Below are 11,948 nucleotides of genomic sequence, written 5' to 3' on the forward strand. Positions count from 1 at the left end.
ATATAAAATCAAACCCAAGTTTAAAGCATATGCAAAGTGATTTGTCATTTGCCGTCTTTAAATTTTGTTAAAGTGGGCATTAAACCGAATACCTTAATATAATAATAGAAAAAGACAAAAAAGTATAGTGTTTATCATTGTCAAATATGCTGAGAAGATACCTTTCAGGAAGTAAAAAATTACCAATAAAGTAAAAACTAGAAATAGGGTATTTAAAAATTGGACAAAATGGAGTACACTTAATAAGTAACCTAAGTTATAAAAATGAGAGAAAGAGAGAATAGCTATGAAAGGAAAAGAACGCGATAAGCAGTTAGCAGAAGGACTTCGAAATGAGTTTATAAAAAGATATGAAAGTCAAAAAGCTTTCAAAGAGTTATTGGATGAAATGGAAGATAACTGTTTAGACAAGATGATCCATTCCTTAAAACAAGAAGCTAAGATAAATATTTTCCGAGATTATAATGCTTTAAAACAAATTGCGAGTGATGTAAAAGAGAATCATACAAAAGAAGTATATGATGAAGTTTGTGCAATGGATGAAGCAAGAACTTGGATTAATGATAATGGTAAATATAAAACACTTGCTTTTGATGCACTTTGTAATGTCTACAAAAGACAAGACGCACTTAAGCCACTTATAGAATTATAAAATGGAGGCAACCTCATAAAAGGTGCCTCCATTTTATTTTGGATTAATAAGGGCAAGTTGTTTTTTTAAGGCTTCGAGAAGCTCAAATGAAATTTGTAAGTTACCATAGCCTGTTCCTATATCTAAGTTAGGTTTATTGTCGCCGTGGAAATCACTGCCTCCTGTTGGGAGCAATTTAAGGTTGGAGCAAACCTGTAAAAGATGTGCTACTTCATCCTTACTGTGAGTTGAGTAAACACATTCTACGCCGTCTAATCCTTTTGATTTTAAATCTTTTAGGATTTGAGTTACTTCACTATTGCTATATCCATAGAGCTTAGGATGAGCAAGCACAGCAAGGCCACCAGCTTGGTGAATCATTTCTATACATTCTATAGCTGTAAAGTGCTCACGAGGAACATAAGCAGGTTTATCTGCCCCGATGTATTTTGCAAAAGCCTCGTCTCTTGTGGCAACATAACCTTTTCTTAAAAGTGCAGCTGCAAAGTGTGCTCTTGTTAAAACGGTGCCAGGATACCATCCTTCTCCTAGGTCTGCAAAGGTAAGAGGCATATTAAGTGCATCTAATTTATCTAGTATGAGGAGATTACGTTTTTTACGGCTTTCTACAAGTCTATCTAATTTTTCTAGAAGTTCTTTTTGTTTATAGTTAATATAGTAGCCGAGTATATGCACTTCCTTGCCAATATAGTCTGCAGAAAATTCAATACCTGGAACAACTGTGAGCCCAATTTCTAATCCTTTTTGGATAGCACAATCAATGCCCATAACTGTATCATGATCTGTTAGAGCGATGGCGCTTAATCCTTTTGATTTTGCGTAAAGTACGACTTCTTCTGGAGAAAGGGTGCCGTCCGAACAATTGGAATGAACATGTAAATCTATTAGCTTCATATTATTTCCTCCTTTATAACAGTATTTTATCATATTTCCTCAAGGGGAGGCATAAAATCTTAATAGTTAGGTGGGGGAAGGAGGGAGAAGGATGGCACAACGTAAATCTAAAAAAGAAGTGGATATGCCTGCCGCAGTCATGACCATGATAAAGGCAAATATTATGGCCTATGTTGTGACGGCTATTTTTGTTTTATTAGGCTCAATTATTCTTACATACACCAATGCCTCACCAAATGTAGAAAGCGTTATTGTTATAATAGGCATTATTGTATCAGCCTTTTTAGCAGGTTATGATACAGCCACAGTAGATACGAGAAATGGATATAAATGGGGTGCTATAGGTGGGTCACTTTATTTTATTATTTTTCTTATCTTAGGTACGCTTATTAACAGGTTAAATAGTGTGGCACCTGGTGTAATATTTCTTTTAGCATTTCTGGTTTTAATCAGTAGTAGTGTAGCTGGAATGGTTTCTGTTAATTACCAAAAGTAGTAAAATTATTTATTTGCAAGATTATATCCATCGGTAAAAACTTTTGTTTTAAAAAGTAATAACCTATGGTATAATAAACAAGATTTGTGATTTGGAAAGGAGATATCATCATGAAACATATTAAAACATTAAACACTAAAAACTTACCAAACAGTGCAAAAAAAGGTGGATGTGGTGAATGTCAAACATCTTGTCAATCAGCATGTAAAACATCTTGTACTGTAGGAAACCAAGCCTGCGAAAAATAATTTTTGCATGAAGCAGTGGCCTTTGGTCGCTGCTTTTATTTTTGAAAGCTTTTATTTTTGAAAAAGGAAGGATAAATAAATGATCCATAAGTTTAGATTCGAAGACTCAAATATTGTCATGGATATCCACAGTGGAAGTATCCATCTTGTAGATGACGTAGCATATGCTATCGTTGAAGATTTAGAAACATTAAGTAAAGATGAAGTAATGACAAAATACAGTGGCCAATTTGATCATGCTGCTTTAGAAGAAGCTATTGATGAGCTCTTAACATTAAAAGAAGAAGAAATGCTTTACACACCAGACCAATATGAAGAAATGGTACCAGCGTTCTTAAAAAGAGAACCAGTTGTTAAGGCACTTTGTCTTCATGTGGCACATGACTGTAACTTAAAATGTAAATACTGCTTCGCTGGAGAAGGAGAGTACCACGGCCACCGTGAACTTATGAGCCTTGAAGTAGGTAAAAAAGCAATCGACTTTATCATTGAAAACTCTAAACACCGTAAAAATATTGAGATTGACTTCTTTGGTGGAGAGCCACTTATGAACTGGCAAATGGTTAAAGATACTGTAGAGTATGCAAGACAAAGAGAAAAAGAGACTGGTAAAAACTTCAGATTTACAATGACAACTAATGGTGTATTATTAAATGATGAGATTATTGACTATCTCAATGAAAACATGCACAATGTTGTACTTAGTTTAGATGGTCGTAAAGAAGTTCACGATCATATGCGTCCAACTGCAAATGGTAAAGGTAGCTACGATGTGATTTTACCTAAGTTCAAAAAGTTAGTTGAAAAACGTGGTAATAAACAATACTACATTCGTGGGACATTTACACATCATAACCTTGACTTTGCAGAAGACGTAAAAGATATGACAGCTCAAGGCTTCAAAGAAGTATCTGTAGAACCAGTAGTTGCACCAAATGAAATGGATTATGCAATTAAACCAGGTGATATTGATACACTTTGCAAGGAATATGAAAAGCTTGCAAAATATATTGTGAAACAAACAAGACAAGGTGATGGCTTTAACTTCTTCCACTTCATGGTTGATTTAGAGGGAGGTCCATGCGTACATAAACGTCTCGCAGGTTGTGGATCAGGAACAGAATATTTAGCAGTAACACCAGAAGGGGATCTTTACCCATGTCACCAATTTGTTGGTATTCCAGAATTTAAAATGGGTGATGTAAATGTAGGTGTTACAAACACTGAAATGCGCTCAAAATTTGAGAAATGTAATGTTTATAGCAAAGATGAATGTAGAAGTTGTTGGGCTAAATTCTTCTGTAGTGGTGGTTGTGCAGCTAACTCGTATAACTTCCATGGTGATATTCATCATGTTTATGAAATCGGCTGTGAGCTTCAGAAGAAACGTTTAGAATGTGCGATTGGGATTAAAGCAGAATTATCTTAAGCTAAAAATGTCACAAAATATTGCATAATGAGGCTTTTTAATTGACTAGAATGTACACAAATTATATAATCAATTTAGTGTAACAAAAGAGGAATTAAGGAGGAAGTGTGATGAAAGGCAATAAGAGAAAAGCAAAAAGTATTTTTGCCTTAATCCTTACTTTAGTTGTCATTGCTATTTTAAGCGTAACGGCTTACTTTGCATGTACAATTGTGAGCAAAGGAGAAAGCACAACAGTTACTGAAAATGTAACTAAAAATGCAGAAGGTACAAATGATCAAACTGGGGCAGATACACAAGAAGATCAAATAGCTGATCAGACAGAACAAAATAAGGAAGAAACAGATACAGAAGCTACAGCTAGTGGCACTGAAGCTGTCACAGAGGAGAATGCAGCAGCTGAGGATACAGCTAGCACTGAGGTAGCTGAAAAAGAATCCCTTATTTCAAAAGTCTTTGGTAATAGACATATCCACCTTGGCCTTGACTTACAAGGCGGGGTTAATATCGTATATGAACCAAAATTAGACCGCAGCCCAACAGAAGATGAAATGGCGGCAGCAAAATTAATGATTCAAAAAAGATTAGATGCAAAAGGTTACACAGAAGCGGAAGCATCTATCGAAGGAACAAATCGTATCCGTGTTGAAATTCCAGGTGTAGACGATCCACAAAAAGCAATCGATGAAATCGGTGCGGCTGGTATGCTTAGATTTTTAGACCAAGAAGGTAATGAAATCTTAGATGGTAGTAAAATTGCTAGTGCCAGTGCACAATACTACACTGAAAATGGTACAAATAAATATGGTGTAAGCGTTCAGATGAATGAAGAGGGTACAGAAATCTTCAAAGATTTCACTACAAATCATCAAGGTGAAATGATGCTTATCATGTTAGATAATACAGTGTTGTCATATCCAACAATTCAAGCTGTTATCAGTGATGGAAAAGGTATGATTAGTGGGACATTTACAGCTGAAGAAGCAAAAGACTTAGCTGATGGGATTAATGCTGGTTCTCTTCCATTTGCACTTGATGCCGTTACATCAACAGGTATCGGAGCAAAACTTGGACTTGATGCCCTTAATACAAGTTTAATGGCTGGTGCAATTGGTCTTATCCTTATCATGATCTTTATGATTGCTATGTACAGACTTTGTGGTGTAGCAGCAGATATTGCCCTTACACTTTATATAGCACTTGTTGTATTAGTACTTAGCTTTATGAATGCAACACTTACATTACCAGGTATTGCAGGCTTACTTCTTTCAGTAGGTATGGCAGTAGATGCCAACGTTATTATTTTCGTACGTATTAAAGAAGAAATGGCTTCTGGTAAAACAGTACGTTCAGCAGTAGACGCTGGATTTAGTAAAGCATTTAGTGCGATTTTAGATGGTAACATCACAACACTTATTGCTTCTGGTGTACTTTATATATTTGGGACAGGCCTTATTAAGAGCTTTGCCACAACACTTGGTATAGGTATTATCATTTCTATGTTCACAGCGCTTGTTATTACAAGATTCATCTTAAAATGCTTCGTGGGCATGGATATTAGAAAACCATCTTTATATGCCAAAGTTAAAAAACAAAGTGAGGAGGCCTAGTTATGAAATTTATTGAAAATAGAAAGAAATTCTATGCATTATCATTAATAGTAATTATAATAGGACTTCTTGCAATGGGGATTAATGGTGCCAAGGGTAAAGGCTTCTTTGAAAAAGATATTGAATTTACAGGTGGTTCATATATCCAATTTGACATGGAGCAGCCGCTTACAAATGAACTCAAAACAGAACTTGCAAAAATTACAACTGAAGTAACAGGAGATGCTAATTCACGTATTACATCTGCTGACAAAACGGGCGTAATCATTACAATGCAAAGAACTGAAAATGCAAAGAGAATTGAACTTTATAATACTATTAAAGAAAAGTATAATTTAACAGCAGATATTCCACTTGCTCATGAAGACTTCTCACCAACTATTAGTGATGAAATCAAATGGGGAGCTGTTAAAGCTGTTGTGGTAGGTGTAATCTTAATCTTAATTTACATTACATTTAGATTTAAAGATTATAAATTTGGTGTAAGTGCTGTTATGGCATTAGTACATGACGTACTCATAATGCTAACAGTATATGCATTATTCCGTATCCCACTTAACAACTCTTTCATTGCAGCGATGCTTACAATTGTAGGTTACTCAATTAATGATACAATTATCGTATTTGACCGTATTCGTGAGAATAAAATACGTAAAGGTTACAAAGAGCATCAAGCTGTACCAGAAGAAATTGTTAATAGCAGTATTAACCAAACTTTAGGTCGTTCAATCTGTACATCTATTACAACACTTGTAATGGTTGTATTACTCTACATTTTAGGAACAGATTCAGTAAAAGAATTTGCACTTCCTCTTATTGTAGGTGTTGTAGCAGGTACGTATTCTTCAATCTTCGTTGCCAGTCCATTATGGTTTGACTTAAGTCGTCTTGGTAAAGGTAAAAAGAAAGAAGCTAAATAGTTATTAAAAAAGGTGGTGGCATGAAAGTGCTACCACCTTTTTGCTTGAACAGTCAGCTAACGTTTTAAGAGATGATAGTATTTTATTAAAATATTTAAATTCATAAAATTAATTTTAAAAAATAATATATTTTCAGTTGACAACTAGGGGGGAAGTCAGTATAATTATTCTTGTGGTTGAGGCGAACAAGCTTCTAACACATAAGATTTGGGCCATTAGCTTAGTTGGTAGAGCATCAGTCTCTTAATCTGAGGGTCCTGGGTTCGAGTCCCAGATGGCTCATTGATTTTATAAGATAGAAGGGCATCAAGTTTCTTGTTAGAAGCTTGATGCTCTTTTTGCATTGTGTGGACTTGATATAAAGTATAAAATGATTATAATAATTAAAAAGTAATCGTAAGGAAGGTGGAAAATGATGCGAATGATAGGGGCACCTCAAAATAAGATAGGACGCTTAGAGAAGGAAATTAGAGTCTATGACTTATTAGAGAGGCTTGATATACCATTTGAGAGGATAGACCATGAGCCGCTGATGACTATGGCACAATGCAATGTGGTAGATGAAGCACTAGAGGCTATTGTGTGTAAAAATTTATTTTTATGTAATAGCAAAAAAGATCAATATTATTTACTGATGGTTGTGGGTGATAAAAAATTTAGAAGTAGACAAGTTGCTGATCAGATAAAAAGCTCCAGGCTATCATTTGCAGGTGCACAAGAGATGGAAGCTTATTTAGATATTACCCCAGGAGCAGTAAGTGTGATGGGGCTTATGAATGATACATCAAATAAGGTACAGCTATTAATTGATGAAGATTTAGTAAGATATGAATATATGGGATGTCATCCTTGTGTCAATACTTCTAGTTTAAGGATTAAAACAAGAGATGTGTTAGAAAGATTTTTAAAAGCGGTAAATCATATGCCTATATTTGTACACCTAGAAGATTAGAAAATAATAAAGAGGAGATGTATTGAGCATCTCCTCTTTATTATTTATTAACATAAGGGATTAATAGGGCTATAACTCATGCGAACATTAATATTTTGATTGTAATTACCAAAGCCTTTGCCAAAAATGGTAAGTCCGCCAATATGTTTGGCAGTATCAGGAATAGCTAGTTTAAGCTTCATTTTACTTTTATAATCTAAGTTTAATGTTTCAATAGTGACATTGGAGAGACGAAGGCCATCAATGAAAGTGCCCTCTTTATTAATGAGCAGATTCTTCAAAAGACCATATTGATTCCATCCTATAGGCCACCAAGGCGGTGTAAAGAGTCCTTTTACTTCGCCAAAATCGCCAGGACTTGTCCAAGTGCCTAGAAAAATATCATTTAAATAAAAGTAAATATCAGAGGGCCAAACATCATTAAAACCAGGTGCTTCAGAAGAAAGTTCAGCTGAAATAGAGAGGCTATCAATTTTTTGATAGGCAGGAATAAGGTTAGGAATAATGTATTCCACATAGCCTTTTGTAAACCATAAAATATCAGCCTCATAATGCTGAGGATGGGCGAAGTAACGAATATCGTCGACTTCACCAATCAGATGATCGGCTGTGGCAAGGCCGCAAGTAGGTACAAGATTAAAGTCGCTATATTGACCTACTTTAAGTGAAGTTTCGAAAATATTAGTAGGGCTAGGATCAGGAAAGAAATCAACAAGGAGTTTGTCTAAGCAGACTGTATAGTTTTTTTGATTGCCATGACCGAAAAGATCATTAGAAATAGCTATGAGACCCGTATCTTCTAATTTCTTGATATGTGCTGTAAGAGCACCATTTGTGATATTTAATTGACTGGCTATTTCATTCATATTAATGTCTGGATTATTATGTAAGATTTTTAGGATTTCAACACGTACTTCGGAGCCTAGGGCTTTAAAAACATCAATACCTTCTTCAAGTGAATGGATGTGTTTCATGAGTACCTCCTACAAGGGTTTTATTTAAATATTATAGATAAATAAAAAAATTTAGTCAAACAAAATGAGTGATTGGTAATAGATATTTTAAAGCTTTAAAAAGTAGGTTAGGGAAGGTAAGTTAAGGAATGAAAAAGCAGGTGATGCGAAACTATTTATAGTTTCACGCCACCTCCTTGTCACTTTTTAAAAGTAACTTATTAACTAAGCTAATGATTTTAAATAATTATTAATTTGCTCAATAAGTGCATCTACATTAATACCATGTACCGCACAAGCATCTTCTAATGATTCCATTTGAGAAGATGGGCAACCGAGGCAGTGCATACCTGATTGCATTAAGATTGGTGCAATACCTTTATCGATTTGTATAATTTGTCCAATAATCATATCTTTAGTTACTTGTGTCATTTGTATTCTCCTTTAAAATTATAATGATATTAAGAGAAAATCTTAATAATGTATTCATTTAACATTTAAGCATAAATTATTCATCGCGTAATGCATATAGATTTCAAATTTATAAAATTTGGTTACTCATAGTTTTAGTAATGTGAAATCATTTTATATATTTTATAACTGTAATTTATAGTATAACAAGAAGAATGCCAAAATGTAGTAGCTATAGCTACAAAAGTAATTTTGAGATTAGTAATATTTTTATGTCTTTTCATTCATACTAGCAGAGGAAAGGTTTGTACAGGTAGGAGGAAATTAAATGAAGAGGCAAATTGCATTGATCTTAAGTTTGCTTATGGTATTAGGTGGAAGTGCACCATATGCTATGGGAAATATAAAAAAAGTTGAAGAAGGAGATGTTATTGTTAAGTATCTAGGAAATATGCCGCCTAAAATTCACTTAAAAAATGCAGTGTGTAACGGCACATATACCTTTGAAAATAATACAGAAGGTATTTATAGTTTAGCACATTATACTTCGAAGGCGTGTAGTACAAAGGAGCTTATTAATGCTTTTAATAAGTTGGAAGGGGTAATTTATGCAGAAGCCAATAGTAGTTGTCATGTAGCGGCTTTACCTAATGATCCATATGCACCTAATCAGTGGTATTTAAGTAATCAGGAAATTGATTATGAAAGAAGTTCACAAGTTGATATAGGTATAGAAAGTCTATGGGCAAAGGGAGATGAATTGGAGGAGAATGTAGTAGCTATTATTGATACTGGTGTGGATTACACGCATCCAGATCTTATAGATAATATATGGGATAATACAACCACATTGCCAGGAAAGCATGGCTATAACTTTATAGATCAGAATGATGATCCTATGGATAATATAGGACATGGAACACATTGTGCAGGAATTATTGCAGCCAAAGCAAATAATGAGCTAGGAATTACAGGAGTAAGTCGTCGTACAAAGATTATGGCACTTAAATATATGGATGAAACGGGTAATGGTATGATGAGTCAAGCTATTGCTGCGTATGAATATATAATAGAAGCACAAAAACAAGGCGTGAATGTAGTTGCCATCAGTAATTCGTGGGAAAATACAGATAACCCAAAAGCATTAGAAGATATCATTAGGTCGGCTGGAGAAAAAGGAATTATTTCTGTATGTGCAGCTGGTAATTCGGGTGCTAATCTGGACATAGAAAAAACATTTCCAGCAGGTTATAATTCACCATATACAATCGTTGTAGCAGCTTCCACACCAGATGATCAGCTAGCGAGTTTTTCTTGTTATGGTAAAGATACAGTGGATGTAGCAGCGCCAGGAACATCAATGCTTTCTTGCTATAATCGCGAGGCGTATATTCCGACGTTATCTAATGATAATACGATACTATTAAATTTTGAAGATAACATTATAGGGTTCCTGGGCAATAATATTAGTATTACTGACCAAGTGGCATTTGAAGGGACACATGCGCTGGCGTGGCAACTTACCCCTTCACCTATGGAAGAGATGTATATTGAAGGGGATACAAATATAAAATATGTCAATGAGATAACATTAGACATTCCTGAAGCCGCAGAAAATTTATATTTAGGATTAAACTTTTGGAGTCAATGTCCAATAAGGAATGAAGGCATGCCACCTATATGTTATGTGGAAGCTTATCAAAACAATATGTGGATGAATATTGGGCGTTTAAATATTGAAAGTATTAACTTCTGGAATAGCAATTTCTTTGAAATAAGTCCTGGGACAACTAAATTACGCTTAATTTGTACAGGAATAGCTGAAGGGAGCACACTTTATTTAGATGATGTAGGAGTCGGTAAAACAACAGGTAAATATTTTTATCTTCAAGGGACATCTACGGCAGCACCTGTAGTAACTGGTGAAGTAGCTATGCTTAAGCGTCTTTTTCCAAACGAAGATACAACGAAAATACGTGCTAGAGTTGTAGGTGGCGTTGATCATACTATGCCAGGAATGGTTGCCTCAGATGGGAGAATTAATGTGAAGCGTGCGGTGGAAAATCCATATGCTGTCATGAATGAATTGATACAAGGTGACAATGGGAATATAAAGATTAAGGGGCAGTTCTTTGGCATAAATCCAGGTGTACTTACATTGAATGGTCAGCAGCTAGAAGTAACCGCTTGGACAGATACAGAAATTACAGCTAAATATACAGGTGGGTTTGATGGATATGGGGAGTTTGCATTAACACGTGGAGATGGTGAGACAAGTACACAGCTTCTGATTATAAATAATAAAGCTTATAACTGGACACATCATGCACCTATGCCATTGACCCTTAAAAATGCAGTGGCAGTAGCTTATGGCGATATGATTTATGTTATGGGTGGTACCTTAGAAGATAATGAACCAAGCCAAGCATTGCTAGCTTATAATATCAAGGAAGATTATTGGAGTCGGCTTACAGATTTGCCAGCAACGGATAATATTGCAAGTTATGCTTCTGGTAGTGGAGCAGCTGGGCTAAAGGATAAGATTTTGTTTGTAACATTTGATTCTAAGTATAACAAAAATGACTATTACGTCTATAGTATCAAAGAAGATGTATGGGAAAAACAAGAGTATGAAGTTGTACCAGAACCACGTGAATATGCGGCAGTGGTGGCTTATGATAATGAGGTATATATGGTTGGCGGCATTCCAAGAGGAGATTATACCGGACAAGAGGCACTTAGTCAGGATATTTGGAAGTTAAGTAAGGATAAGAAATGGGAGAAGGTAGTCTCCCTTAATGAAGGACGTTATGCACCTATTGTGGCTGTCGTAGAGGATAAGATGGTTATTACAGGAGGGCGCATGGATAATGGAAGTGCTGTGGTAAGCACTGAAATCTATGATGGTAAGCAGATAGAGCGAGGAACGGATTTACCATATGCAGGACTTGATAGGCAAAATACAGTATTTGGTGGTGGAAAGAAACTTTATGTTATGACAGATGGCATTTCTTTCGAAAGTTCAGGTCTAATATATGCGTTAGATACAGCAACTTGGGAAAATAGTTCGTATCGCTTAGGGCATAAACGCATTGAAGGAGTTGCCAGTGCAGCAAGTAATGATAATCTTTATGGTATAGGTGGTACAGCAGATTACCGTTTCATGAATAGTGTAGAAAGTATTGCTATTGAAGGAAATTTGCCTGAAACTATAGGAACTACAAATTATAGGCCTTATATTATAGGGGGAGGGATTATAATTGTAGTTATTGTTTTGATTATACTAATTGTTCTATGGCTTAAGAAAAGACGAAAACCAAAGAAAATGTATATTCGTTAATAGGTGAAGTAACATGTGCGAGCTTTATGAGGTCGTAAAGGAT

At 35.1% G+C, this 11,948-nt stretch carries 11 protein-coding genes and 1 tRNA gene; 9 read left to right on the plus strand and 3 right to left on the minus strand.

Going from position 1 to position 11,948, the window contains the following annotated elements; translation table 11 throughout:
• Nucleotides 1-286 precede the first annotated feature (286 nt).
• Nucleotides 287-652 carry a hypothetical protein gene (locus AC1VAQ_RS03720; protein WP_302598488.1) on the plus strand — a complete coding sequence of 122 codons (366 nt, stop codon included), beginning with the start codon at nt 287-289 and terminating at the stop codon, nt 650-652.
• A 33-nt stretch (nt 653-685) separates the two neighbouring features.
• On the opposite strand, the gene AC1VAQ_RS03725 is transcribed toward AC1VAQ_RS03720, so the two are convergent.
• Nucleotides 686-1,546, minus strand: coding sequence for a PHP domain-containing protein (locus AC1VAQ_RS03725; protein WP_479903493.1), 861 nt, complete (start codon nt 1,544-1,546; stop codon nt 686-688).
• A 91-nt stretch (nt 1,547-1,637) separates the two neighbouring features.
• Between AC1VAQ_RS03725 and AC1VAQ_RS03730 the strand changes: the two genes are divergently transcribed.
• From AC1VAQ_RS03730 to AC1VAQ_RS03760, 7 genes are all read left to right on the plus strand, one after another.
• Nucleotides 1,638-2,042, plus strand: a complete 405-nt coding sequence (locus tag AC1VAQ_RS03730) for a TIGR04086 family membrane protein (RefSeq protein WP_479903494.1) — start codon at nt 1,638-1,640, stop codon at nt 2,040-2,042.
• A 110-nt stretch (nt 2,043-2,152) separates the two neighbouring features.
• Nucleotides 2,153-2,290: a six-cysteine ranthipeptide SCIFF gene (scfA, locus tag AC1VAQ_RS03735; RefSeq protein WP_013657560.1), complete on the plus strand. Its 138-nt coding sequence runs from the start codon at nt 2,153-2,155 to the stop codon at nt 2,288-2,290.
• A 79-nt stretch (nt 2,291-2,369) separates the two neighbouring features.
• Nucleotides 2,370-3,719, plus strand: coding sequence for a thioether cross-link-forming SCIFF peptide maturase (scfB, locus tag AC1VAQ_RS03740; protein ID WP_479903495.1), 1,350 nt, complete (start codon nt 2,370-2,372; stop codon nt 3,717-3,719).
• Between the two features lie 110 nt (nt 3,720-3,829).
• Nucleotides 3,830-5,329, plus strand: a complete 1,500-nt coding sequence (gene secD / locus AC1VAQ_RS03745) for a protein translocase subunit SecD (RefSeq protein WP_479903496.1) — start codon at nt 3,830-3,832, stop codon at nt 5,327-5,329.
• 2 nt (nt 5,330-5,331) lie between these two features.
• On the plus strand, nt 5,332-6,249 hold the full coding sequence (gene secF / locus AC1VAQ_RS03750; RefSeq protein ID WP_302598494.1) for a protein translocase subunit SecF: 918 nt from the start codon (nt 5,332-5,334) through the stop codon (nt 6,247-6,249).
• A gap of 209 nt (nt 6,250-6,458) precedes the next feature.
• Nucleotides 6,459-6,531, plus strand: a tRNA-Lys gene (locus tag AC1VAQ_RS03755).
• Nucleotides 6,532-6,661: 130 nt separating this feature from the next.
• Nucleotides 6,662-7,201 carry a prolyl-tRNA synthetase associated domain-containing protein gene (locus tag AC1VAQ_RS03760; RefSeq protein WP_302598495.1) on the plus strand — a complete coding sequence of 180 codons (540 nt, stop codon included), beginning with the start codon at nt 6,662-6,664 and terminating at the stop codon, nt 7,199-7,201.
• A 47-nt stretch (nt 7,202-7,248) separates the two neighbouring features.
• Here the strand turns inward: AC1VAQ_RS03760 and AC1VAQ_RS03765 are convergent, their stop codons facing one another.
• Together AC1VAQ_RS03765 and AC1VAQ_RS03770 are read right to left on the minus strand one after the other, a co-directional pair.
• Nucleotides 7,249-8,175: an ArsR/SmtB family transcription factor gene (locus AC1VAQ_RS03765; protein WP_302598496.1), complete on the minus strand. Its 927-nt coding sequence runs from the start codon at nt 8,173-8,175 to the stop codon at nt 7,249-7,251.
• 204 nt (nt 8,176-8,379) lie between these two features.
• Nucleotides 8,380-8,586 carry a DUF1858 domain-containing protein gene (locus AC1VAQ_RS03770; protein ID WP_302598498.1) on the minus strand — a complete coding sequence of 69 codons (207 nt, stop codon included), beginning with the start codon at nt 8,584-8,586 and terminating at the stop codon, nt 8,380-8,382.
• A 307-nt stretch (nt 8,587-8,893) separates the two neighbouring features.
• Here AC1VAQ_RS03770 and AC1VAQ_RS03775 point away from each other — a divergent pair, with 307 nt between their 5' ends.
• The gene (locus tag AC1VAQ_RS03775; RefSeq protein WP_479903497.1) at nt 8,894-11,905 is read left to right on the plus strand and encodes a S8 family serine peptidase; all 3,012 of its coding nucleotides are present in this window, start codon (nt 8,894-8,896) and stop codon (nt 11,903-11,905) included.
• Nucleotides 11,906-11,948: the final 43 nt, after the last annotated feature.

The organism is Cellulosilyticum sp., assembly GCF_982396655.1.